This window comes from Pseudonocardia sp. NPDC046786 (assembly GCF_040645415.1).
Lineage (GTDB): Bacteria > Actinomycetota > Actinomycetes > Mycobacteriales > Pseudonocardiaceae > Pseudonocardia > Pseudonocardia kongjuensis.
This window is the reverse complement of sequence record NZ_JBEYYF010000022.1, coordinates 44,247-66,466: the sequence shown is the minus strand read 5'-3', so window position 1 is coordinate 66,466 and position 22,220 is coordinate 44,247. Positions and strand designations below refer to the sequence as shown.

Genomic DNA, 22,220 nt, shown 5'->3' with positions numbered 1-22,220 from the left:
AACCCGGACGATCACCCCGTGGCGGCCCGCGCGTAGACGTCGCCGGAGCGGCCGAGCGGCCGCCGGCGCTCCAGCAGCGCGACGAGCTCGCGGGCGTCCAGCCAGTGCCCGCCGGCGGTGTCGTCCCACTGCATCGTCTCGACCGGCGAGTAGCGGTAGACGTAGCGCCCGAGGGTCTCGACCCGGGCCAGCGCGGCCAGCGCGGCGTCGTGCGCGGCGGGCAGGTACTCGAACGACAGGGCGGGCAGCGGCCGGGACAGCCCGGCGAGGACGTCCGCCTCGAAGCCCTCGACGTCGATCTTGCAGAAGGCGGGCGTCCCGTGCGTGGCGACGAGCTCGTCGAGCGTGGTGACCGGCACCGCGACCTGGTCCTCCCAGCGCACCCGGGCGAAGCCGGAGTCGTCGGCGACGGCGCTGCGCCAGTCCTCCGACATCGACGACACGGTCGGCGTGGCCCGGGAGATCCCGAGCCGGGCGGTGCCCGGGCGGGCGCCGAGCGCGGTGGGCAGCACGGTCACGCCGTCGTCGCGGCCGAAGAACAGCCGCAGCAACCGGACGAAGTCGGGCTGGGGCTCGACGGCGACCACCCGCGCGCCGAGCGCCCGCCAGGCGCGGACCCGGTTGCCGGCGTGCGCGCCGACGTCGAACGCGAGATCGCCCGGTCCGAGGAACGGCGCGTAGAACTCGCGCATCCGGCGCTGCCGCCCGGGGATCCCGTGGTACATCGCGAGGGAGCGGGCGATTCCGAAGGCACGGGTCAGCACGCGGGCCGAGGGTAGTCGGCGCGGCCCGGCGGGCACGGGGCCGGGCGGTCACGTACGGCGGATTGTCGGGCATCGACGGGGTCGTTATGGTGCTGTAACTCACAAAACAAGTATCTGAAACACCGATTATGGATGCTCTCCTCGCTGCTCGTGGAGCGGGGACCGGTCACCGGTCCGTGGGCGCATCCCGTCCCTGTCGTGCTCGTCCCGGAGAGGTTTTGATGATCAACTTCACGATGTCCGACCAGCAGAAGAAGCTGCAGTACGACGTCCGAGCATTCGCCGAGAACGTGCTGAAGCCGGTGGTCGCGGCCGCGGACGCGGAACCCGACCCGCTGAAGGGCTTCCAGCTGACCAAGCCCGCCTACGTCGAGGCGTACCGCGCCGGGATCGCCATGTGCATGCTCCCCGCGGAGTACGGCGGGGGTGGGGTCTCCTGCGTCGATCTGGTCGTCGCGGCCGAGGAAATCTGCGTCGTGGATCCCGGTTTCGCCTGCACCGTCCTGTGCAACGGGCTCGGCCTGATGCCGGTCGCCTGGTACGGCTCCGAGGAGCAGAAGGAGCGGTTCCTCCGCGCGGCGACGTCCGACCCGAGCGGCGAGTACCTGGGCGGCTGGACCGCCAGCGAGCCCCCCGGCAACCCGTCCGGCACGGCGAACTTCGACATCCCGCTGCCGCGCCCGGCCGGCGTCGGGCTGACCGCGGTGCGCGACGGCGACCACTTCGTCGTCAACGGACGGAAGTACTGGCCGTCGTCGGCCGGGTGGGACGAGCGCGGCGTGAACGCGGGCACCCTGATCGTCCGCACCGACCCGGAGAAGGGCGGCACCGAGGGCCTGTCCGCGCTCGTCCTGGAGCGGGACACCCCCGGCGTCACCTACCGGCATCTCGACAAGATCGGGCACCGGCTGGCGTCCAACGCCGAGATCGTCTTCACCGACGCCCGGATCCCGGTGGCGAACCTGCTGCCCGGAGCCGAGGGCAACGGCGATCTGGTCATCAACCGGAACTTCGCCTGGTCCGGGCCGGTCGCGGCGATCGCGGCGGTCGGGATGGCCCGGGCCGCCTACGAGATGGCGCTGGACTTCGCCAAGGGCAACACCGCGGGCGCGCTGCGGCCGATCATCGGCTTCCAGAACGTCGGCTACGTGCTCGGCGACGTCGCCTCGAAGATCGAGATGGCCCGCGCCTTCTCCTGGCGGGCCGCGGACTACCTGGACAAGCACGACCAGCACGCGGAGCTGGTCGGCGCCATGAACAAGATCCAGGTCACCGAGCTGATGTTCGACTGCGTCTACAAGTGCATGCAGATCGTCGGCGTGAACAGCCTGGAGCTGCAGAACGGGTTCGGGAAGATCCTGCGGGAGGCGGCCGTCCTGCCGATCTACGACGGCGGCAACATGGGGATGCAGCGCCGTCGCGTGCACGGCATCCTCGCCGATCCGCTGTTCAACCCGCGGGCGATCATGGAGGACGAGTACGTGCGCTTCGGCAAGGAGCACGAGGGCATCGGGACGCTCGTCCCCTGATCCGCGCCCGGTCCGCGCCGCCACCGGTCCCGCGGGGCCGGTGGCGGTGTCGGCCGGGTTCCGCGGCGGGCAACAGGTACCGTTCGAGGCGCCAGTGCAGCGACGGGAGCGGCGCCACGATGAGGCACACCAGCCATGCGGACTACGCGCTGCGCGTCCTGCTCTACCTGCGGGTGGCGCCGGGACGGCGCGGCTCGGTCGGCGAGATCTCGGCCGCGCACCGGGTGTCGCGCAACCACCTGGACAAGGTCGTCCAGCGGCTCGCCGGCGCCGGGCTGGTGGAGACCAGCCGCGGCCGCGGCGGCGGGGTGCGCCTGGTGCGCGATCCGGCCACCATCACCGTCGGCGAAGTGATGCGCACGATGGAGAACGACTTCGCGGTCGTCGAGTGCCTGGGGCCGGCCCGCTACTGTCGGATCGCCGGTGTCTGCGGCGCGCGCAGCGTGTTCGCCCAGGCGCTGGACGCCTACTTCGAGGTGCTCGACGCCTCGACCATCGAGGACGTCGCCGTCAACGACCAGGGACTACGCGGTGCCCTCGGCATGATCCAGGGCGCCACCGGCAGCTGAGCGCCACCCGCCGGCGTCCGGCCCGGCCCTGTTCGGCTCTGTTCGGCTCGGCAGGAGGGCACACGGATGGCTGTCGACTTCGAGCTGACGCCCGAGCAGCGGACGCTCAAGTACGCGGCGCGCGAGTTCGCCCGCGAGGTGCTGCGTCCGGCGGCCGAGCGGGCTGACGCCCACCCGGACCCGCAGGAGGCGTTCCGCCTCATCAAGCCGGTCTACGAGCAGGCCGTCGCATCCGGGCTGAGCACGATGTTCCTGCCCCGGGAGTACGGCGGCGGGGGTGCGTCCACGGTGGACTTCCTGCTCGTCGTCGAGGAGCTGTGCGCGGTCGATCCCGGCTTCCCGACCGTGCTGCTGGTCAACGGCCTCGCCCTGATGCCGATCCTGTGGTCGGGCACCGAGACCCAGCGCGACCGCTGGCTGCGCCGGGCGACCGACCGCGACAACGTCGACTTCCTCGCCGGGTTCGCGGTGAGCGAGCGCGGCGGGACGGCCAACTTCGACCATCCCAGCCCGCGCGGCGGCATCCAGGTGGTCGCCGACCACGACCGGGCCAACGGCGAGTACGTGCTGTACGGCGAGAAGCACTGGCCGTGCAACGCCGGCGGCTGGGACCTGCGCGGCGCCGACGTCACCCTGTGCGTCGTCCGGACCGACCGCGACGCGGGCGGCACCGGGGCGCTCAGCGCGATCCTGGTCGAGCGCGGCACCGACGGCGTCGAGCACGAGGTGATCGACACGATGGCGCACCGCACCTGCCAGAACGTCACGATGACCTTCCGCGGCGCCCGGGTCCCGGAGGAGAACGTGCTCGCCGTCGGCGAGGGCGACCTGCTCGTCAACCGGAACTTCACCTGGTCCGGCCCGATCGCGGCGATCGCCGCCGTCGGCCTGGCCCGCGGGGCGTACGAGTTCGCCCTGGACTGGGCCCGGACCTACACCGGCGGTGGCACCGTCCCGATCATCCGGCACCAGGCCGTCGGTCACCTGCTGGCCGACATCGCCGCCCGGATCGAGGCCGCCCGCTACTTCGCCTGGAAGGCCGCGCACTACCTGGACCGGCACCCCGGGCAGGGCCAGGCGCTCGGCGGGATGAACAAGACCTACTGCACCGAGTCGATGCAGGGCGTCGTCACCGACTGCATGCGGCTGGTCGGGGTGAACGCGCTCGACCGGAGGTTCCCGCTGGCCCGGTACTACCGGGAGGCGGCCGTGTTCTCCCTCTACGACGCCGGGAACCTGGGCATGCAGCGCCGGCGGGCGTGGGGGGTGATGACCGACCGGGGGTTCGGGCCGGACACCTTCGTCGACGACGAGTACCTCGCCTTCTCCCGGTCGATGGAGGGATGGGGGACGGGGTGACCGGCTCCCGTCAGTCCCGGTCGTTCGCCGGCTCCTCCCGCAGCAGTGTCCCGAGCCGCCCCATGACGTCGAGCTGGGCAGGGTTGTAGAGGTCGCGCATCGCGGCCCCCATGGTCCGCCGGGCGAAGCCCTTCCCGCGCGGCGAGTCCTCGCGCATCGTCGCCAGCGACGGGTGCGCCGCGTGCATCTCGCGGACGTAGGGCAGCATCCGCTCGGCGAGCTCCTGGCGGGTCCGGTCGTCGGCGTCCTCGGGCAGGTTCTCGAAGGCGCCCGCGTTCGGGTCCGGCGGCAGGTCGCGCAGCAGCTCCGCGTATGCCTGCAGGCTCTGCGGGCCCAGCACCCGGGTCATCACGACGATCAGCGACCGGTCGGTGTCGGACAGCTCCGCCTGCGCGGTCGCCGGGGCGAAGTCGGACGGCAGGTCGGTCGGGGTGCCGTCGCGCATGATCACGCCGAGCTCGGCCCGGATCCGCTGCAGCCGCTCGATCGTCTCGGACAGCTCCGCGTCGAGGGTGCGCAGCGCCTCCTCGGGATGATCGTCGGCGTCGCCCATCGCGGCGATCTGGGCGAGTGAGAAGCCGAGATCGGTGAGCCGCTTGATCCGCAGCACCCGCACCAGGTGGGCGACCCCGTACTGCTTGTAGCCGTTGGAGCGGCGCTCGGGTTCCGCCAGCAGGCCCACCTCGTGGTAGTGCCGCACCGCCCGCAGGCTGGTGCCGGCGAGCTCGGCGATCTCACGCGTGCTCCAGGCCATGACCCCCACCTCTCCCGGGCTTCCGCGCCCTGCGGTTCCGCCCCGGGATGGTGCCGTTGCGGTACGGACCGGACAACCCCGGCCCGTCACCAGGTGTGAAGCCGTGCTGACCGGGGCTGATTCCGTTGTGTGGTGCAGGTCGCGCCGGCCCGGGGTTGACCGTGCCGCGACGGCCGGGTGTGCGCTGGCCGGAGGCCGGGCGCACCTGCCCGGCCACGAGGAGGGGGAGCGCATGCGCGCGTTGCTGTTCGACCGCTCCGCCGGGACCGGTCTGCGGGTCGGGGAGACCGCCGATCCGGTTCCCGGCCCGGGGGAGGTGCTGGTCCGGGTGCGGGCCGCGTCGCTCAACTTCGGCGAGGTCGCCCTCGCCGCGGGCGCGGTCCCGGCCGGCTTCGGGCCCCCGCCGGAGGGGACGGTGCTGGGTTCGGACGCGGCCGGGATCGTGCAGCAGGCCGCCGCGGACGGCTCCGGCCCGCCGGTGGGCACACCGGTCGTCACCTTCGGGCCGGTCGGGGCGGTCGCCGAGCTGCGCGCGGTTCCGGCCGCGTTGCTGGGCACCGTGCCGCCCGGTGTGGACCTCGGTGCGGCGAGCACGCTGCCGGTCGCGGGGCTCACCGCGCTGCGGGCGCTGCGCCGGATCGGTCCGCTGCTCGGGCGCCGGGTGCTGGTGACCGGCGCGTCCGGCGGCGTCGGCCGGTTCGCCGTCCAGCTGGCGGGTTGCGCCGGTGCGCACGTCGTCGCGACGACGTCGGACCCGGCCGCGCACGGCGACGCGCTGCGCGCACTCGGCGCCGCCGAGGTGGCGGCCGGCCCCGGCGCGCTGTCCGCGCCGGTGGACGGGGTCGTCGACCAGGTCGGCGGCCGGGTGCTGGTCGAGGCGTTCCGGGCGTTGCGCGAGCACGGGACGCTGGTCGCGGTCGGGCACTCGTCGGGGGAGGGGGAGTCGTTCGCCTTCGGCGACCTGTTCGGCAACGACGGCGGGCACGACCGCTCGCTCGTCACGTTCTTCCTCGGTGCCACCGGCGACGTCGGGCCCGACCTCAGCTGGCTGGCCGAACAGATCGGGTCCGGGGCGCTGGACGCCGAGCCGGCCTGGCGGGGCGGGCTGGACGACGCCGGGGAGGCGGTGGCGGCGCTGCTGGGCCGGACGCTGCACGGCAAGGCGGTCGTCGAGCTGGGCTGATCGCGGGCGCCGGAGCCGGCGCCCGCGACCGGTCAGGCCACCGGCCCGATCCCCAGGTTCCCGCGCAGCGTCCCGTGCGCGTACTCGGTCTGGAACGCCCCGCGCTCCTGCAGGATCGGCACCACCTCGTCGGTGAGCAGCGTGAACCCCTCCGGGACGTAGGACGGCAGCAGCACGAACCCGTCGGCCGCCCCCGCCTCGAACCGGCGCAGCAGCAGGTCCGCGATCTGCTCGGACGATCCGACCGGGACGTGGTGCCCGGCCGAGGCGACCTCCCACTGGATGAGCCTGCGCAGCGTCCAGCCGTCCTCGACGAGTGCCCGGTAGACCCCGAACCGGGACCGCCGCCCCTGCACCTCGGACTCCCGGGGCAGCCGCTCCAGCGGGACCGGCTCGTCGAGCTCCAGATCGTCGAGCTCGACGCCCGCCAGCTGGCGGGACAGCTTCGCCCGCCCGGAGACCAGGTCGATGAAGCCGTTGAGCTCCTTCTCGACGGCCTTCGCCTCGGTCTCGGTGTGCCCGATGATCGGCGAGATCCCGGGCAGGATCTTCACCGATCCGGGGTCGCGGCCGGTGGCGGCCACCCGTTCCTTGAGCGACCGGTAGAACCGCACGCCGGCCTCGTCGGTGGTGCGGCCGGTGGTGAACACGACGTCGGCGAACCGGGCGGCGACGTCCTGCCCGATCTCCGACGACCCGGCCTGCGCGACGACCGGGCGGTCCTGCGGCGGGCGGGCCACGTTGAGCGGGCCGCGCACGTCGAAGTGCTTCCCGACGTGGTCGATCGTCCGGACCTTCGCCGGGTCGGCGTAGACCCCGGTGGCCCGGTCGAGGGTGATCGCGTCGGCGTCCCAGCTGTCGAACAGCGCGAACAGCACCTCGGCGAACTCGGCGCCCCGCTCGTAGCGTTCGTCGTGCGGGGGCAGCGCGCGCCCGTAGTTCTCCTCGCCCCAGGCCGAGGTCACCAGGTTCCAGCCGGCCCGGCCGTTCGAGATGTGGTCGAGCGAGGCCAGCTGGCGGGCGACGGTGTAGGGCTCGGAGAACGTCGTCGAGATGCTGCCGATCAGCCCGATCCGGCTGGTCACCGCGGCCAGGGCGCTGAGCAGGGTGACCGGTTCGAGCCCGGCGAAGGGCTGGCTGCGCAGGGTGTCGGTCTCCAGCCGCAGCCCGTCGGCGAGGAACACCGCGTGCAGCTTCGCGGCCTCGGCGCGGCCGACGAGATCGGCGAACAGCCGCAGGTCGTACTTCTCCTCGACCCGGCTGTTCGGCCGGCGCCAGGCGCCGGCGTGGTTCCCGACGCCGCCGATCAGGGTGGCGAGCACCAGCTGCTCGCCGCGTGCGACGCGATCGTCTCCGGGACTGGTCATGATGGCTCCGCCTCTCGCTCGGGTCAGGACCGGGACCGGAACTCCTGCGGCACCAGCCAGTGCTCGGGGCGCGGGGTCCACTCCAGGTCCTTGCGGACGACGTAGGTGAGCGGCTGCGGCCACAGGAAGACGGCGTGCGCCTGCTCCCGGTAGTGCGCGGTCGCCCGGTTCACCAGCTCCTGCTGTTGCTCGGGGGTGGTCGCCGCGGTCACCTGGGTGACCAGGTCGTCGTAGACGGCGTCCGGCTCGGCGTAGTGGCTCTGGCCGTTGCCCGAGATGTAGATCCGCAGCCGCTCGGCGGGCGCGCGGTACCCGGCGGTGTAGCCGATGTAGTAGAGCGCCGGGGCGTCCTCCGCGCTGCGGGTGCGCTCCACCCAGTTCGGGAACGACTGGTTGGTGATCTCGACGGTGATCCCGACCTCGCCGAGCTGGCGGGCGATCGCCTGGGACACCGGGTCCTGGGCGACGTAGCTGCCGGTGGACAGGCCGAGCTCGATCGTCACGCCGTCGGCGTGCCCGGCCTCGGCGAGCAACTGCCGGGCCCGCTCCGGATCGTAGGGGTAGGCCGCCAGGTCGGGATTGATCCGGTCGTACGGCGCTGACAGCACCTGCCCGGCGAGCGGCTCGACGTCGGCACCGACGACGTCGCGGATCAGCGCCTCCTTGTCGATCGCGTAGTTCAGCGCCTGCCGGACCCGGACGTCGTCGAGCGGGGCGACGTTCTCGTTGATCCGCAGCGTGTTGTTCCAGCTGGACCACTGGTTGCCGGTGTCGTAGACGTCGCTGCCCGCGAACAGCTCCAGGCTGGTCGGCTCGTACTGGATCGCGACGTCGATCTCCTCGGCCTGGGCGGCCTGCACGCGGGCTGCCTCGGTCTCCAGCACCCGGTACTCGACGCGCTCCCACTCCGGTGCCTCACCGAAGTAGCCGGGGTTGCGGGTCAGCACCGCACCGTTCTCCAGGTCGACCGACTCCAGCACGTAGGGCCCGGTGCCCAGGGCGACCAGCTCGTCCGGGTGCGCCTGCACGAAGTCCGGGTTGACCAGGAAGAAGTGCGCGAGCCGGTCCGGCAGGTCGATGAACGGACCGTTCGTCTCGATGACGACGGTGCCCTCGTCCGGCGCGGTGACCCCGCTGATGATCGCCCGGGTCGCGGCCGCGTTGCCGAGGGTGGACTCCGGGTCGAGGAACCGCTGGAAGTTCCAGACGACCTGCTCGGCGGTGAACGGGCTGCCGTCGGACCAGGTGACGCCGTCGCGCAGGACGAACGTCCAGTGCGTGTCGTCGTCCTGGGTCCAGCTCTCGGCGAGCTCGCCGCGCAGCTCCAGCTCGGGATCGTAGTAGGTGAGACCGGAGTAGATCGCCCTGGCGAGGGTGGCGTCGCCGTCGATCGACCCGCCCTGGGCCGGGTCGATCGAGGTGAGCTTGCGGGAGATCCCGATGACCAGCGACGAGTCCTCCTCGGCGCCGGTCGACGTGCCGGAGGTGACCGCCCCGCAGGCGGTGAGCGCGAGCGAGGTCGCCGCGAGCACGGCGGCGGCGACGGTGCGGAACGTGCGGCGGGATCCGGGGGACCGGGGGGTCCGGGGAGATCGGGGGACGGGGCGGGGGATCACGGGTTGTCCTTCCGGGGGATGGCGGGGTGGAGCTCGGGCGGGGAGCCCTGCCGGGAGCGGCCGGGGACGGCGTCGAGGAGCCGGCGGGTGTAGCCGGCGGCCGGCGCCGTGAAGACGTCGTCGGTCGGGCCCTGCTCGATCTCGACGCCGTCGTGCAGCACGAGGACGTCGGTGCAGAGCCCGCGCACGACGGCGAGATCGTGCGAGATGACGAGATAGGTGAGATCGCGTTCGGCGCGCAGCCGGGCGAGCAGGTCGAGGACCCCGGCCTGCACCGACAGGTCCAGCGCGGAGACCGGTTCGTCGGCGATCAGCACGTCCGGTTCCAGGGCGAGCGCCCGGGCGATGACCACCCGCTGCCGCTGCCCGCCGGACAGCTCGTGCGGGCGCCGGCCGCCCAGGTCGCGGGCCAGCTGCACGTCGTCGAGCAGTTCGGCGACCCGGCCGGGCACGCGATCGCGCTGGTCCCGGGTACCGGCCAGCTCGATCGGCTCGGCGATGCTCTCGGCGACCGTCTGCCGCGGGTCGAGCGCGGCGTAGGGATCCTGGAACACGTACTGCACGCGGCGCAGCAGCCGCCGGCGCGCCGGGACCCGCCCGGTGACCGGCCCGCCGAACGCGGTCAGGGTGCCGCCGTGCCCGGGATCGATCCCGACCAGGATGCGGGCCAGTGTCGTCTTGCCCGATCCGGACTCGCCGACCACGCCGAGCGCCTGGCCGGCCCGCAGCGTGATGTCGACGTGGTCGACGGCGCGCAACCGGGTGCCGCGCCGGCCGGCGACCGGGAAGTCGCGGACCAGGCCGCGGCCGGCCAGCAGCACCGGTGCGTCGGCGGGCGGACCGGCGGGCGACGGGACGTCGAGCCGCGGGACCGCGGCCAGCAGCCGCCGGGTGTAGCCCTCCCGCGGGCGGTCCAGCACCGCGCCGGTGCCGCCCCGTTCGACGACCGCGCCGTCCTGCATGACGACGACCTGCCCGGCCCGGTCGGCGATCACCCCGATGTCGTGGCTGACCAGCAGCACGCCGAGCCGCAGCTCGTCGCGCAGCCGGTCGAGCAGGTCCAGCACCTGCTGCTGGACGCTGACGTCGAGTGCGGTGGTGGCCTCGTCGGCGACCAGCACCCGCGGATCGCGGGCGATCGCGGTGGCGATAACCACCCGCTGGTTGAGGCCGCCGGACAGCTCGTGCGGGTAGGCCCGCAGCCGCTGCGCGGCGCGCGGGACACCGACGTGCTCGAGCAGCTCCAGCGAGCGGCGCCAAGCCCGTGCGCGGCTGCGCCGGTCGGCGTCGGGCAGCGCCTCGCGCAGCTGCCGGCCGATCGTCAGCCGCGGGTTCAGCGAGACCGCCGGGTTCTGGAAGACCACGCCGAAGGTGTCGCGCAGCAGCGCACGGCGCTCGGCGGGGGAGCGGACGGTGACGTCGCGGCCGTCGACGGCGATCCGCCCGCCGGTGACGGCGACGCCGCGCGGCAGCAGGCCGGCCACGGCCATCGCGGTGAGCGTCTTCCCGGAGCCGGACTCGCCGACGATGCCGACGGTCGCGCCGGCGACGAGATCGAGATCGACGCCGTGCACGAGCGGGGTCCCGCCGGTGGTGGCGATCCGCAGCCCGCGCACCGAGACCAGCGGCGGACCGGCGTCCGGATCGGGCCCGGGCCCGGGCCCGGGCGCAGTGCCGGGGCCGGCGGGGAGGGGACGGGAGAGGGTCATCGGGTGCCGTCCTGGGAGCCGGGGAGGGTGAGCAGGTCGGCGATCCGGTCGCCGACGATCTGGATGCTGACGACGGTCGCGACCAGGAACGCGCCGGGCACCAGCGAGATCCACCAGGCCCCGGCGAGCTGGGCCTGCCCGGAGGCGACGATCTGCCCCCAGTCCGGCCGCGGCGGCGCGATGCCGAGCCCGAGATAGCCCAGGCTCGACTCCAGGACCAGCGCGGTGGAGAAGTTCAGGGTCAGCGCGACGACGAGCAGCGGCGCGGCGGCCGGCAGCACGTGCCTGCGCAGCAGGGTGGGCCCCTGTGCCCCGGCCAGCCGCGCCGCCTCGATGTAGGGCAGCGCGACGACGGTCGCCAGCTGGGCGCGCAGGATCCGGAAGGTCAGCACCCAGCTGCCGACGGTCAGCACGCCGATCAGCGGGATCGTGCCGGAGCCGGAGAAGGACAGCACGACCAGCGCGATCAGGATGGTCGGGACGGCCAGCTGGACGTCGGCGACCCGGCCGATGAGCCCGTCCCACGGTCGTCCGCCGAGGGTGGCGCCGAGCGCGGCGGCGGTGCCCAGGACCGTCGCGAGGACGGCGGCGACGGCGGAGATGCCGAGCGCGGGCCGGCCGCCGTACAGCACCCGGGCGAGCATGTCGCGGCCCAGCTCGTCGGTGCCCAGCGGCAGCGGGCCGAACCAGGTGGGCTCGGCCAACCGGCGGGTGAGGTCCTGCGCGTCGTAGCCGCCGGGGAACAGCACACCGGCGAACACGACGGCCAGCACGACGGCGCCGAGGAACACCCCGGCGACCAGCGATCCGGTGCGCCCGGCCCGGCGCCGGGGGGTCACGGCGAGGGCGCTCATCGACGGCCCCCGCGCGGGTCGAGGATCGCGGCCGCCAGGTCGACGAGCAGGTTGACCAGCACGAATCCGATGGCGATCAGGGCGACGCAGGCGAGCACGACCGGGAAGTCCCGGCTGTCGATGGCGCTGGTCGCGAGCTGGCCGACGCCCGGCCAGCCGAACACCGCCTCGGTGACGACGGCGCCGCCGAGCACCACGCCGGCCTGCACACCGAGCACGTTGAGGACCGGGGCGAGCGCGTTGACCACGATGTGCCGCAGCACGACCCGGGCCCGCCCGATGCCCTTCGCCTCCGCGAGCCGGACGTGCTCGGCGCCGGTGCCCTCCTGCAGCGAGGTGCGGAACACCCGGGCGACCGGCGCGGCGAGCGCCAGCCCGATGACGAGGGCGGGCAGGACCAGGTGCGCGGGCGTCCCGGCGCCGCGCAGCGGCAGCACCGACAGCACGATGCCGAACACGGCGATCAGCACGATGCCGAGGAAGAAGCTGGGCACCGCCTCCAGCGCGGTGAGCACGCTGACCGGCACCCGGCGCAGCCGCCGGTTGCGGCCGAACACCGCGACGGCGCCCGCCGCCAGCCCGAGCGACGCCCCGATGATCATTCCCCAGGTGCCGAGGAGCAGGGTGGCGGGCAGCCGTTCGAGCACCAGCGCGACCGGGTCGCCGCCGTAGCGGATCGAGTCGGGGAACTCGCCGGTGAGCACCTGGCCGAGGAAGCGCAGGTACTGCTCGGGGAGCGGATCGGCGAACCCGAGCGCCGCGGTGAGCCGGGTGATCTCCTCCTCGCTCGCGTCGATCGGCAGCAGCAGGCTCGCCGGGTTGCCGGTCAGGTGCATCGCGAAGAACACGATGGTCAGCACGGCCCAGACGGCGAGCACGGCGTTGAGCAGCCTGCTGAGCACGTAGCGGGCGGACAGCGGCCAGCGCGGCCGGGCCGGCCGGACGGGATCGGGCGGGGCACCGGCCGGGGGGCCCGGTGGTCCGGAGGGGGACAGGACGGCGGTCATGGCGGTTCCTCGGGGTGAGCGCGCGACCGCCCGACGCTCGACCGGCGGCGGACCGCGGGCGTGCGGGCGGGCACGACCCGCAGCGGGGCGGAGCGTCGGGGGTGTCACGCGGACGTGCGGATCCGGCGACGGCGCGATCGCGGCGTCACGGGGCCCGGGATGCCGGGCGTCGGTGTCGGCGGGAGGCGGGACTCAGCGGCCGAGACAGCTGGCCGAGTTCACCGTGCCGTGGTCGATCACCCTGCGACGGGTGAGGACGCCGCGCTCGCCGGACCACGCCCCGCGCTGGGGCGTCACGGATCCGGGTGATGTCGGCACAGGACCAGTGTGCTGAGCAGCGCGTTCGCTGTCCAACGACGGATCGGCATCATCATCGATCCGGATCGGTGATCGATCCCGATGGCGATTCGTCGTTGGACAGGGGCCGCCCGGATCGGCTTGGCTCGGTGCCATGCCGCGCATCCGCTCCGTCCGACCGGCCGGGCCCCGTCCCGTCGCCGTCGCGGAGCCGCGGCTCGTCCGCCGTCGGGTCGTCGACCACGGCACGGTGCACTCGGCGGCCTGTCCGGTCCGCTGACCGGCCCGCCGCCGTCCCCACGGCACCGTCCCCACGGCACCGTCCCAGCAGCACCACCCAGCGGTGCCGCCCCGACGGCCGTCCCCACCCGGCCCTCTCGCCCCATCCCGTCGCCCCTGTGCTCGCGCCCGCGCTCCGCCGGTCCGTCCGCGGTCGCCCGGGAGCCGCCGCCGTCCCGGAAGGACCTCTCCGCATGCACACCGAACCCGCACGTCCCGCCGCACCCGTCGCACACCGGCGGGCCGGCCGATGAGCCGCTACGTGGTGATCGGCGCGGGCGCCGTCGGGGCGACCCTGGCCGCCGAGCTGCACCTCGCCGGCGTCCCGGTGGTGCTGGTGGCGCGCGGCGAGCACGGCGCGATCCTGCGCCGCGACGGCCTGCGCTACGTCCGCCCGGACGGCGAGCTGCGGGTGCCGGTGCCGACGGTCGACGGCCCCGCCGGGATCGAGCTCACCCCCGACGACGTGCTGGTGCTCGCCACCAAGACCCAGGACGCCGAGTCCGCGCTCGCCCAGTGGGGGTGGCAACCGGTCGGCGACCGGGCTGCCGCCGAGGTGCTGCCGGTGATCACCCTGCAGAACGGCCTGGACACCGAGCGGGCGGCGCTGCGCCGGTTCGCGACCGTGTGGGCGGCGGTCTCCTGGTCGCCATCGGAGTTCGTGACGCCCGGCGAGGTCGCGGTGCCCGCCGCGCCCGCCGTCGGGGTGCTGTGGATCGGCCGGTACCCGGCCGGCGGGGACCCGCGGCTGGCCGCGGTGGGCGACGAGCTGCGCTCCGCCCGCCATCTCGTCGAGCCGGTCCAGGACATCGCCCGCTGGAAGGCGGGCAAGCTGCTGCCGATCCTCGGCAACGCGCTCGACGCGCTCTACGCCCCCGGCCCGCTCCGGGACGCCGCGGCCGCCGCGCTGCGGGACGAGGCCCGCGAGGTCTACCGGGCCGCCGGCGTCGACCCGGCGGACCTGCGGGCCGAGACCACACTGGACCTGACCCGGTTCGCTCCCGCCCCGATACCGGGCCGTCCCACCGGCGGCCGGTCGACCTGGCAGAGCCTCGCCCGCGGGGTGTCCCCGGAGACCGACTTCCTCAACGGCGAGATCACCCTGCTCGCCCGGCTGCACGGCGTCCCGGCGCCGCACAACGCCGCCGTGACCGCCCGCCTGCAACGGGCCGTCCGCGAGCGGACCCCCGCGGGCTCGCTGCCCGACGCCGACCTGCGCGCACTGCTGCCCGGGCTGGACGCCCCGGCCGCCGTCTGAAGCCCGGGCCCGCCCAGCACCCGACCCGCCCCACCAGCCCGTCCGTCCACATCGGAGGAAACCGTGACCGCCGTACTCGAACCCACCACATCCACATCCACGTCCGCGCTCGACCCGGTCGAGGCCGACCGCCGGGACCGCAAGGTCGCACTGGCCGCGACGCTGCGGCTGTTCGCCCGGCTCGGGTACGAGTTCGGCTTCAACGGCCACCTCACCGTCCGCGATCCCGGCTCGGACGACCTGTTCTGGGCCAACCCGTGGCAGCTCCCGTTCGGCCGGGTCCGGGTCTCGGACCTGCTCCTGGTGGACGCGTCCGGGGCGATCGTCGCCGGCCCGCCCGGCGCTGTCGTCTCCGGGTTCGCGAGCCAGCACGTGCTGCACTCCGCCCGCGCGGACGCGGTCGCCGTGGTGCACGTGCACTCGCCGGCCGGGTTCACCTGGTCGTCGTCGCCGCGGGTGCTCGATCCGCTGACCACCGACGCCGCCCTGCTGCACGGCCTGCAGGCGGTGCACGAGGACTTCGGCCGGACCGGGGAGGGCCGGGCGACCACCGCCGACTCGCTCGGCCCGACCGCGCGGGTGCTGATCCAGCGCGGGCACGGCTTCATCACCGTCGGCCGGTCGCTGCCGGAGGCGGCGTTCTACTTCATCGCCGCCGAGCGGGCCGCCGCCGCGGCGCTGCAGCTCGCCGCGGCCGGGCACGGCGAGCCGATCGAGGCGTCGCTGCTCCCGAAGTGGACGCTGACGCCGGAGCTGGCCGAGCAGCACTTCGAGCCGCACCTGCGCCAGGTCCTGCACGACGAGCCCGACCTGCTCGGCTGAGCGGGCCCCGTCCGGCCCGGCCTCGGTACCGGCCCGGTACCGGGCCGGCGTGGGTGTCGTCACACGGCGGATGAGTCACCGGTGGCCGGGTACGCCGCCCACCGGGCCGCGACCGGCGGACCCACCCGTCCGACGGAAGGCCGCCCGTGTCCGATATCGCCGCCGCCCCGGCGACCCCGATCCCGGCCGACCAGATCCCGGCCGACCCGACTCCTGCTGCCCCGAACCCTGCTGAACCGTTCCTGGTGAGCGCGCCCGGGGTCTACCGCCCGCAGTCCGACACCGGGGTGCTGGCCGGCGCGATCATCGGCCGCGCCGCGGCCCGCGGCCGGGACGTGCTCGATCTCGGGACCGGTACCGGCGCCGCGGCGCTCGCCGCGGCCGGCTCCGGTGCCCGGTCGGTGACCGCCGTCGACCTGTCCCGGCGTGCGGTCGGGGTCGCCCGGCTGAACGCCCGGCTGCACGGGGTGCGGCTGCACCGGGCCCGGCTGCACCCGGCACGGGTGCGCGTGCACCACGGTGACCTGTTCGCGCCGGTCCGCGGGCGGCGGTTCGGCCTGATCACCGCGAACCCGCCGTACGTGCCCTCGGCGACCGACCGGCTCGCCCGGCACCGCAGCTCCCGCAGCTGGGACGGCGGCCGCGACGGCAGGCTGCTGGTCGACCGGATCTGCGACGGTGCCGCCGAGCATCTCGTCCCCGGCGGCCTGCTGCTGCTCGTGCACGGCGGGGCCTGCGGCGCGGACCGTACGCTGGAGCGGCTCGCCGGGCACGGGCTGACCGCCCGGGTCGTCGAGCGGGTCCGGATCCCGCTCGGCCCGGTGATGCGGGCCCGGGCCGCGCTGCACGAGGCGCGCGGGCTGGCCGAGCCGGGCGCCGTCGACGAGGAGCTGGTCGTGATCGAGGCGAGCCGTGCCTGCTGAGCCCACCCGGATGACCCTGACCGACGACGGCCCCGTCCTGGTGCACGGCCCGGTCGAGATCGAGACCGCCGACGGGCGCCGGATCCGGTCCGACCGCCCGGTGACGGCGGTCTGCACCTGCCGCCGCACCCGGCGGCCCCCGTTCTGTGACACCAGCCACCGCACCCGGGTCCGGGAGGGGGAGCGGACATGACGGTCCGGCATCCGGCCCCGCGCACCGGTCTCGCGCCGCTGCCGGCCGCCCGCGGCCCGCTGTCCGCGACGGTGCTGGAGCTGCTGCGCGGCGGGGAACCGGCGCCCGGCGGGGCGGACCAGGCGACCGCCGACCCGTACGGCGACGACCTGCAGATCGCCCTGCATTGCTGCTACGAGCTGCACTATCGCGGCTTCGACGGCGTCGACGACGACCGGGAGTGGGACCCGCGGCTGCTGACCCTGCGGGTCGCGCTGGAGGACCGGTTCCTGGCCGCGCTGCGCGCCGACGTCCCGCCCGGCGACGACGTCGCCGGCACCGTCGAGGCGCTGCTCGTCGAGCCGGTCGGCCCGGCCGCGGAGACCGGGGTCTCGCACCACCTGCACCGCACCGGGGAGCTGTGGCAGCTGCGCGAGTACGTCGCGCACCGCTCGGTGTACCACCTCAAGGAGGCCGATCCGCAGGCCTGGGTGATCCCGCGGCTGCCGGACGCCGCCAAGGCCGGGCTGGTCACCGTCGAGCACGACGAATACGGCGCGGGCGATCCGGCCCGCATGCACGCGGTCCTGTTCGCGGACATGATGCGCGAGCTCGGTCTGTCGGCCGAGTACGGCCACTACGTCGACGCGGTGCCCGCCGAGACCCTCGCCGAGGTCAACTTCATGACGCTGTGCGGTCTGCGGCGCAGCCTGCGCGGCGCGCTCGTCGGCCAGTTCGCGCTGGTGGAGCTGACCTCGTCGCCCGGGTCCGAACGGCTGGTCCGCGGGATGCGCCGGCTCGGCTGCGGCGCGGAGGCGATCCGGTTCTACGACGAGCACGTGGAGGCCGACGCGGTGCACGAGCAGGTCGTCCGGCGCGGCGTCCTCGCCCCGCTGCTGGCCGCCGAGCCCGCGCTCGCCACGGACGTGGTGTTCGGGATCCGGGCGGCCGGGTTCCTCGGCGACCGGCTCGGCGAGCTGCTGCTGCGGCACTGGTCGGCGGGCCGGACCAGCCTGCGCGCGGTGCTGCCGGACGGGGCGGCGCGGTAGCGTCGTCGAGCTGGAGTCCGGCCCCGCGTTCTGGGACGACGTCGACGGGCTGCGGGCCTGCCTCACCGAGCCGGTCCCGCGGATCCCGCCCTGGTTCGGCTACGACGAGCGCGGCGCTGAGCTGTTCGAGCGGATCATCGAGCTGCCGACGTACTACCTGACCCGCGTCGAGTGGGACCTGCTGCGCCAACATCGGCAACACCACCCCGGACGAGCGGTCGGCGCTGCTCGCCCGGATCGCCGCCGCGCTGCGCCCCGGCGACGCGTTCGCCGTCTCGGCCGACCTGCTCAAGCCCGGCCCGGTGTTCGAGACCTGCTACAACGACCCGCCCGGGCACACCGCGTTCGCCGAGTTCCGGCTCAACATCTCGCGCATCTCGGCCGGCGCTTCGGCGGCCGGGTCGACCTGGCCGACTTCCACGCGCTCGCCCACTACGACCCGCACGACGAGGTCGTCGAGGGCCGGCTGTGGGCGCGCCGGGACCGGCGCGTCGCGCTCCCCGACCTGGTCCTGTCGCTGGACCTGCGCCGCGGCGAGGGGATCGACGTCGGGTTCTCCGCCAAGTTCGACCGCGACCGCTTCCGCCGGGACGTCGAGCGGCACGGCCTGCGCGCCGAGGCCGAGTGGGCCGACGACGAGCAGGGCTACGGCGTCCTCCTGTTCCGGCGCTGATCCCGGCCCCGCCGGTCAGACCGGCCGCTCGTCGTCCGGCTCGGTGCGCACCAGCCGCAGCCAGCGCCGCGGCGGCGCGTCGCGGCGGCCTGCCGCGGCCGGCTCGTCACCGGTGCCGGGACCGGTGTCGGAGTCGGCGCCGGGGTCCGGGAAGCGGGCGGTGAGCGCCTCCAGGGTGTCCCGGATCGAGTCGCCGATCCGGGCGTGCGACCCGGCCTCGTCGACCAGGACGGCGGCGAACTCCGGCACCGTCATCCCGTCCTGCCCGGCGGCGCGGCGCAGCCACCGGGCGGCATCGTCCTCGTCGAGGGTGTAGCGCTCCATCACGATCCCGGTGGCCCGCTCGACGCCCGCGGGGCCGGGCGGCCGCCCGGCCCCGGCGCGCGGCCCGGGAACCGGTCCGGGCTCGTGCAGCAGCATCGCCGCCTGCAGCCCGAACAGCCCGGCGGCCAGCCGGGCCCCGGCCCCGAACACCCCGGGCGCCGGCGAGCAGAGGGCGAGCACCCCGCGCCGCCCGCGGTCGAGCGAGAGCCGGACCGACATCATCGAGCGGTACCCCGACCGCACCGCGGCCGGTGCGAAGCGCGGCCACCGGCGGGCGTCCCGGCCGCCGAGGTCGTCGGCGAGGACGATCCCGGTGGGCGGCGGATCGTCGGCGACGGTGAGCGACGGCCCCTCCGCCAGGTCGGCCTGCACCCGGTCGAGGAGGCGCACGTCGTCGCTGGTGGCGTGCGTGGTGCGCAGCACGCCGTCCGGTTCGATCCGGGCGATCCCGCCCGCGGTGGCCCCGGCGATCGTGCCGACCGCCGAGTCGAGGAGGCAGGCGAGCGAGGCGCGGCCGGTGCGGGTCCCGTCGGCGCCGGCGACGAAGCGGCTCGCGGTCCGCAGGGCCGCCACGATCTGGTCGTGGTCCGGCTGACGCATCCGACTCACCTCGGGCTGCGGACGGCGGTGCGTCCGGGGCGCGGACTCGAGGTATCACCGACCTTGTCGTTCACCGTACAACCCGTGCGCTGCCTGTCCATCCGGAACGCGATCGGCCCGGTTCGGTGTGTGGCGAAATCCATCGTTGACGCGTGCCCGTCGCGCCCCCATCCTACGGTTGCGTAATACATAGCGGGTTCCGCGATGCGCAACGTGGAGGTAACAATGATCTTCGTGGGCGAGCTGTCCGACATCCCGGTCGGGGAGTCCGTTCGGATCCACGGCGAGGTCCCGATCGCCGTGTTCAACGTCGACGGGGAGCTGTTCGCGATCGACGACACCTGCACCCACCAGGACGCGTCGCTCTCCGACGGCTGGCTGGAGGGGTGCGCGGTCGAGTGCCCGCTGCACGCCGCCTGCTTCGACCTGCGGACCGGCCGGCCCAGCGGTCCGCCGGCCAAGACCCCGGTGCGCACGCACACGGTGCTGGTCGACGACGGCCGGGTCTACGTCCGCGAGTCCGCGCCGGTCGTGACCGCCCAGTCCGTCCGGCCCTCCGAGGCCGGCCACTACGCCGAGGCCGGCCACTACATCGACGAGGTCGCGAGCTGATGCCGGGCCCGGTCGGGCCGATCCGCTCGGTCACCGTGGTCGGCGCCTCGCTCGCCGGCCTGGCCGCGGTGCGGGCCCTGCGCGCGCAGGGCTTCGCGGGCCCGGTCACCGTCGTCGGGGCGGAGCGGCACACCCCGTACGACCGCCCGCCGCTGTCCAAGGGCTATCTCGCGGGCACCGTGCCCGACGAGGATCTGGAGCTCACCGGCCCGGACGACGCGGCGCTCGGCGTGCAGTGGCGGCTCGGCTGCACCGCGATCGGGTTCGACGGCCCGGGCCGGGTCGTCGCCCTCGACGACGGCACCGAGCTGGCCGCCGACGCGGTGGTGCTGGCCACCGGTGCCCGGGCCCGCCCGCTGCCCGGGCCGGTCCCGGGCGGTGTGCACACGCTGCGCACGCTCGACGACGCCCGCGCGCTGCGGGCCGACCTGGCGACCGCCCGGCGGCTGGTGGTGATCGGCGCCGGGTTCGTCGGCGCCGAGGTCGCCTCGACCGCGGCCGGGCTCGGGATCGGGGTCGACGTCGTCGAGCTGGCCGCGGTGCCGTTGCAGCGCGCGCTCGGCGCCGAGATGGGCGAGGTCTGCGGGCGCCTGCACGAGGCGAACGGGGTGCGCCTGCACCGGGGGGTGGGCGTCGAGCGGCTGCTCGGCTCGCCCCGGGTGACCGGTGTCCGGCTGGCCGACGGCCGCGAGCTGCCCGCGGACGTCGTGCTCGCCGGGATCGGCGCGGTGCCGAACACCGAGTGGCTGGCCGGTTCCGGGCTCACCCTCGCCGACGGCGTCGTCACCGACGCGCGGGGGATGACCGGCCTGCCGGGGGTGGTCGCGGTCGGCGACTGCGCCAACTCGCACCGGGACTACACCGGCGGCCTGCTCCGGCTCGAGCACTGGACCAACGCGCTGCAGCAGCCCACGGTCGCGGTGGCCGCGCTGCTCGGCACCGAGCACGCGCTCCCCGCGCACCACACCGTGCCGTACTTCTGGTCCGACCAGTACGGCAGCCGGATCCAGTTCGCCGGACACCGCGCGCCGGACGGCCGGGTCCGGCTGGTCGAGGGTGAGCCGGACGGCCCCGGCGGGTTCGTCGCCGTGTTCGATGACGCCGCGGGGGAGCCGGTCGGGGTGCTCGGGATCGACCGGCCGCGCCCGTTCGGCGGCTGGCGCAGGCGGCTGGCCGCGCGCGGGTAGCCCGTTGACCCCGGAACCCACGCCTGCCACGCTGCCGACAATTGATATATCAGTCTGCAAGATCAGATATCTGAGGTGACGCATGAGCACTCCCGAGCCGGTGGGGCTCCCCGAGCACCCCGACGTCCTCTGGCGCAACCCGGAACCGAAGCGGCACTACGACGTCGTGATCGTCGGCGGCGGCGGGCACGGCCTGGCCACCGCCCACTACCTGGTGCGCAACCACGGCATCACCAGCGTCGCCGTCCTGGAGCGGGGCTGGCTGGCGGGCGGGAACATGGCCCGCAACACCACGCTCATCCGGTCCAACTACCTCTGGGACGCCTCCGCCGCGATCTACGAGCACGCGCTGCAGCTCTGGGAGGGGCTGGAGGACGATCTCGGCTACCCGATCCTGTTCTCCCAGCGCGGCGTGCTGAACCTCGCGCACACCGAGCAGGACGTGCGCGACTCGGTGCGCCGGGTGGAGGCCAACCGGCTCAACGGGATCGATGCCGAGTGGCTCGAACCGGACGACGTCGCCAAGCTCTGCCCGATCCTCAACGTCTCCGGCGACATCCGGTACCCGGTGCTCGGCGCGACCCACCAGCCGCGCGCCGGCATCGCCAAGCACGACTACGTCGCGTGGGGGTTCGCCCGGCGGATCGACGAGGCGGGCGTCGACCTGATCCAGGACTGCGAGGTCACCGGCTTCGACACCGACGGCGACACCGTCACCGGGATCCGCACCACCCGCGGCGACATCGGCTGCGGCCGGGTCGCGCTGTGCGCCGCCGGGCACACCTCGACGCTGCTCGACCGGCTCGGGATCCGCGCCCCGCTGCAGTCGCACCCGCTGCAGGCGCTGGTCTCGGAGCTGCTGGAGCCGGTGCACCCGACGGTCGTCATGTCCAACGCGGTGCACGTCTACGTGTCCCAGGCGCACAAGGGCGAGCTGGTGATGGGAGCCGGGATCGACTCCTACACCGGGTACGGGCAGCGCGGCGCGTTCCACGTCATCGAACGCCAGATGGCCGCCGCGGTCGAGCTGTTCCCGGTGTTCGCGCGGGCGCACCTGCTGCGCACCTGGGCCGGGATCGTCGACACCACGCCGGACGCGTCGCCGATCGTCGGCCGCACCCCGTTCACGAACCTCTACCTCAACTGCGGCTGGGGGACCGGCGGGTTCAAGGCGACCCCCGGCCTGGGCTGGTGCCTGGCGCATCTGATCGCGCACGACGAGCCGCACCCCTACATCGCCCCGTTCGGCCCGGACCGGTTCGTGACCGGCGCGTTGGTCGACGAGCACGGCGCCGCCGCCGTGGCGCACTGAG

General features: G+C 74.6%; 20 protein-coding genes and 2 pseudogenes. 14 read left to right on the top strand and 8 right to left on the bottom strand.

Annotated features, from left to right (window positions below; translation table 11 throughout):
• Nucleotides 1-11: 11 nt before the first annotated feature.
• The gene (locus tag ABZ881_RS23745; RefSeq protein WP_358487725.1) at nucleotides 12-764 is read right to left on the bottom strand and encodes an FkbM family methyltransferase; all 753 of its coding nucleotides are present in this window, start codon (nucleotides 762-764) and stop codon (nucleotides 12-14) included.
• A 221-nt stretch (nucleotides 765-985) separates the two neighbouring features.
• Between ABZ881_RS23745 and ABZ881_RS23740 the strand changes: the two genes are divergently transcribed.
• From ABZ881_RS23740 to ABZ881_RS23730, 3 genes are all read left to right on the top strand, one after another.
• Entirely contained in the window at nucleotides 986-2,293 is a 1,308-nt protein-coding gene (locus ABZ881_RS23740; RefSeq protein ID WP_358487724.1) for an acyl-CoA dehydrogenase family protein, read from the top strand.
• A 119-nt stretch (nucleotides 2,294-2,412) separates the two neighbouring features.
• A complete protein-coding gene (locus ABZ881_RS23735) occupies nucleotides 2,413-2,862 on the top strand; it encodes an Rrf2 family transcriptional regulator (protein WP_344025857.1) in 450 nt (149 codons plus the stop codon).
• Between the two features lie 66 nt (nucleotides 2,863-2,928).
• Nucleotides 2,929-4,221, top strand: coding sequence for an acyl-CoA dehydrogenase family protein (locus tag ABZ881_RS23730; protein ID WP_358487722.1), 1,293 nt, complete (start codon nucleotides 2,929-2,931; stop codon nucleotides 4,219-4,221).
• 10 nt (nucleotides 4,222-4,231) lie between these two features.
• Here ABZ881_RS23730 and ABZ881_RS23725 read toward each other — a convergent pair whose 3' ends face one another.
• A complete protein-coding gene (locus ABZ881_RS23725; protein WP_358487721.1) occupies nucleotides 4,232-4,975 on the bottom strand; it encodes a MerR family transcriptional regulator in 744 nt (247 codons plus the stop codon).
• 232 nt (nucleotides 4,976-5,207) lie between these two features.
• Between ABZ881_RS23725 and ABZ881_RS23720 the strand changes: the two genes are divergently transcribed.
• Nucleotides 5,208-6,158: a zinc-binding dehydrogenase gene (locus tag ABZ881_RS23720; protein ID WP_358487720.1), complete on the top strand. Its 951-nt coding sequence runs from the start codon at nucleotides 5,208-5,210 to the stop codon at nucleotides 6,156-6,158.
• A 32-nt stretch (nucleotides 6,159-6,190) separates the two neighbouring features.
• Here the strand turns inward: ABZ881_RS23720 and ABZ881_RS23715 are convergent, their stop codons facing one another.
• From ABZ881_RS23715 to ABZ881_RS23695, 5 genes are all read right to left on the bottom strand, one after another.
• Nucleotides 6,191-7,525 (bottom strand): NtaA/DmoA family FMN-dependent monooxygenase, encoded by a 1,335-nt coding sequence (locus ABZ881_RS23715; RefSeq protein ID WP_358487718.1) that lies wholly within the window; start codon nucleotides 7,523-7,525, stop codon nucleotides 6,191-6,193.
• A gap of 23 nt (nucleotides 7,526-7,548) precedes the next feature.
• Nucleotides 7,549-9,057 carry an ABC transporter substrate-binding protein gene (locus tag ABZ881_RS23710; RefSeq protein ID WP_358487716.1) on the bottom strand — a complete coding sequence of 503 codons (1,509 nt, stop codon included), beginning with the start codon at nucleotides 9,055-9,057 and terminating at the stop codon, nucleotides 7,549-7,551.
• 80 nt (nucleotides 9,058-9,137) lie between these two features.
• Nucleotides 9,138-10,850, bottom strand: a complete 1,713-nt coding sequence (locus tag ABZ881_RS23705; protein ID WP_358487715.1) for an ABC transporter ATP-binding protein — start codon at nucleotides 10,848-10,850, stop codon at nucleotides 9,138-9,140.
• The gene (locus ABZ881_RS23700; protein ID WP_358487714.1) at nucleotides 10,847-11,704 is read right to left on the bottom strand and encodes an ABC transporter permease; all 858 of its coding nucleotides are present in this window, start codon (nucleotides 11,702-11,704) and stop codon (nucleotides 10,847-10,849) included. The genes ABZ881_RS23705 and ABZ881_RS23700 overlap by 4 nt, the downstream gene beginning before the upstream one ends.
• Nucleotides 11,701-12,711 (bottom strand): ABC transporter permease, encoded by a 1,011-nt coding sequence (locus ABZ881_RS23695; protein WP_358487712.1) that lies wholly within the window; start codon nucleotides 12,709-12,711, stop codon nucleotides 11,701-11,703. Before ABZ881_RS23695 ends, ABZ881_RS23700 begins: the two co-directional genes overlap by 4 nt.
• Nucleotides 12,712-13,537: 826 nt before the next feature.
• Between ABZ881_RS23695 and ABZ881_RS23690 the strand changes: the two genes are divergently transcribed.
• The 7 genes and pseudogenes from ABZ881_RS23690 to ABZ881_RS23660 all read left to right on the top strand — a co-directional run bounded on the left by ABZ881_RS23690 (nucleotide 13,538) and on the right by ABZ881_RS23660 (nucleotide 18,184).
• The gene (locus tag ABZ881_RS23690) at nucleotides 13,538-14,545 is read left to right on the top strand and encodes a 2-dehydropantoate 2-reductase N-terminal domain-containing protein (protein ID WP_358487711.1); all 1,008 of its coding nucleotides are present in this window, start codon (nucleotides 13,538-13,540) and stop codon (nucleotides 14,543-14,545) included.
• A 63-nt stretch (nucleotides 14,546-14,608) separates the two neighbouring features.
• Entirely contained in the window at nucleotides 14,609-15,367 is a 759-nt protein-coding gene (locus ABZ881_RS23685) for a class II aldolase/adducin family protein (RefSeq protein ID WP_358487710.1), read from the top strand.
• Between the two features lie 146 nt (nucleotides 15,368-15,513).
• Nucleotides 15,514-16,290: a HemK2/MTQ2 family protein methyltransferase gene (locus ABZ881_RS23680; protein ID WP_358487709.1), complete on the top strand. Its 777-nt coding sequence runs from the start codon at nucleotides 15,514-15,516 to the stop codon at nucleotides 16,288-16,290.
• Nucleotides 16,280-16,483, top strand: coding sequence for a CDGSH iron-sulfur domain-containing protein (locus ABZ881_RS23675; protein ID WP_344025813.1), 204 nt, complete (start codon nucleotides 16,280-16,282; stop codon nucleotides 16,481-16,483). Before ABZ881_RS23680 ends, ABZ881_RS23675 begins: the two co-directional genes overlap by 11 nt.
• Nucleotides 16,480-17,511, top strand: a complete 1,032-nt coding sequence (locus ABZ881_RS23670) for an iron-containing redox enzyme family protein (protein ID WP_358487707.1) — start codon at nucleotides 16,480-16,482, stop codon at nucleotides 17,509-17,511. The genes ABZ881_RS23675 and ABZ881_RS23670 overlap by 4 nt, the downstream gene beginning before the upstream one ends.
• A 10-nt stretch (nucleotides 17,512-17,521) precedes the next feature.
• Nucleotides 17,522-17,698 (top strand): annotated as a pseudogene (locus ABZ881_RS23665) (L-histidine N(alpha)-methyltransferase); the annotation flags it as partial.
• A 4-nt stretch (nucleotides 17,699-17,702) separates the two neighbouring features.
• A pseudogene (locus ABZ881_RS23660) lies at nucleotides 17,703-18,184 on the top strand (L-histidine N(alpha)-methyltransferase).
• A gap of 15 nt (nucleotides 18,185-18,199) precedes the next feature.
• On the opposite strand, the gene ABZ881_RS23655 reads toward ABZ881_RS23660, so the two are convergent.
• On the bottom strand, nucleotides 18,200-19,108 hold the full coding sequence (locus tag ABZ881_RS23655) for an ANTAR domain-containing protein (protein WP_358487706.1): 909 nt from the start codon (nucleotides 19,106-19,108) through the stop codon (nucleotides 18,200-18,202).
• 225 nt (nucleotides 19,109-19,333) lie between these two features.
• Between ABZ881_RS23655 and ABZ881_RS23650 the strand changes: the two genes are divergently transcribed.
• From ABZ881_RS23650 to ABZ881_RS23640, 3 genes are all read left to right on the top strand, one after another.
• The gene (locus ABZ881_RS23650; RefSeq protein ID WP_358487780.1) at nucleotides 19,334-19,720 is read left to right on the top strand and encodes a bifunctional 3-phenylpropionate/cinnamic acid dioxygenase ferredoxin subunit; all 387 of its coding nucleotides are present in this window, start codon (nucleotides 19,334-19,336) and stop codon (nucleotides 19,718-19,720) included.
• The gene (locus ABZ881_RS23645; RefSeq protein ID WP_358487704.1) at nucleotides 19,720-20,907 is read left to right on the top strand and encodes an FAD-dependent oxidoreductase; all 1,188 of its coding nucleotides are present in this window, start codon (nucleotides 19,720-19,722) and stop codon (nucleotides 20,905-20,907) included. Before ABZ881_RS23650 ends, ABZ881_RS23645 begins: the two co-directional genes overlap by 1 nt.
• Nucleotides 20,908-20,989: 82 nt before the next feature.
• Entirely contained in the window at nucleotides 20,990-22,219 is a 1,230-nt protein-coding gene (locus tag ABZ881_RS23640) for a sarcosine oxidase subunit beta family protein (RefSeq protein WP_358487703.1), read from the top strand.
• Nucleotide 22,220 lies beyond the last annotated feature (1 nt).

Coding starts and splice junctions, on each gene's coding strand:
- ABZ881_RS23735 (WP_344025857.1), top strand. CDS start 2,413: ATGAGGCACACCAGCCATGCGGACTACGCGCTGCGCGTCCTGCTCTAC.
- ABZ881_RS23720 (WP_358487720.1), top strand. CDS start 5,208: ATGCGCGCGTTGCTGTTCGACCGCTCCGCCGGGACCGGTCTGCGGGTC.
- ABZ881_RS23705 (WP_358487715.1), bottom strand. CDS start 10,850: ATGACCCTCTCCCGTCCCCTCCCCGCCGGCCCCGGCACTGCGCCCGGG.
- ABZ881_RS23695 (WP_358487712.1), bottom strand. CDS start 12,711: ATGACCGCCGTCCTGTCCCCCTCCGGACCACCGGGCCCCCCGGCCGGT.
- ABZ881_RS23725 (WP_358487721.1), bottom strand. CDS start 4,975: ATGGCCTGGAGCACGCGTGAGATCGCCGAGCTCGCCGGCACCAGCCTG.
- ABZ881_RS23655 (WP_358487706.1), bottom strand. CDS start 19,108: ATGCGTCAGCCGGACCACGACCAGATCGTGGCGGCCCTGCGGACCGCG.
- ABZ881_RS23700 (WP_358487714.1), bottom strand. CDS start 11,704: ATGAGCGCCCTCGCCGTGACCCCCCGGCGCCGGGCCGGGCGCACCGGA.
- ABZ881_RS23645 (WP_358487704.1), top strand. CDS start 19,720: ATGCCGGGCCCGGTCGGGCCGATCCGCTCGGTCACCGTGGTCGGCGCC.
- ABZ881_RS23690 (WP_358487711.1), top strand. CDS start 13,538: ATGAGCCGCTACGTGGTGATCGGCGCGGGCGCCGTCGGGGCGACCCTG.
- ABZ881_RS23640 (WP_358487703.1), top strand. CDS start 20,990: ATGAGCACTCCCGAGCCGGTGGGGCTCCCCGAGCACCCCGACGTCCTC.
- ABZ881_RS23670 (WP_358487707.1), top strand. CDS start 16,480: ATGACGGTCCGGCATCCGGCCCCGCGCACCGGTCTCGCGCCGCTGCCG.
- ABZ881_RS23740 (WP_358487724.1), top strand. CDS start 986: ATGATCAACTTCACGATGTCCGACCAGCAGAAGAAGCTGCAGTACGAC.
- ABZ881_RS23715 (WP_358487718.1), bottom strand. CDS start 7,525: ATGACCAGTCCCGGAGACGATCGCGTCGCACGCGGCGAGCAGCTGGTG.
- ABZ881_RS23730 (WP_358487722.1), top strand. CDS start 2,929: ATGGCTGTCGACTTCGAGCTGACGCCCGAGCAGCGGACGCTCAAGTAC.
- ABZ881_RS23650 (WP_358487780.1), top strand. CDS start 19,334: ATGATCTTCGTGGGCGAGCTGTCCGACATCCCGGTCGGGGAGTCCGTT.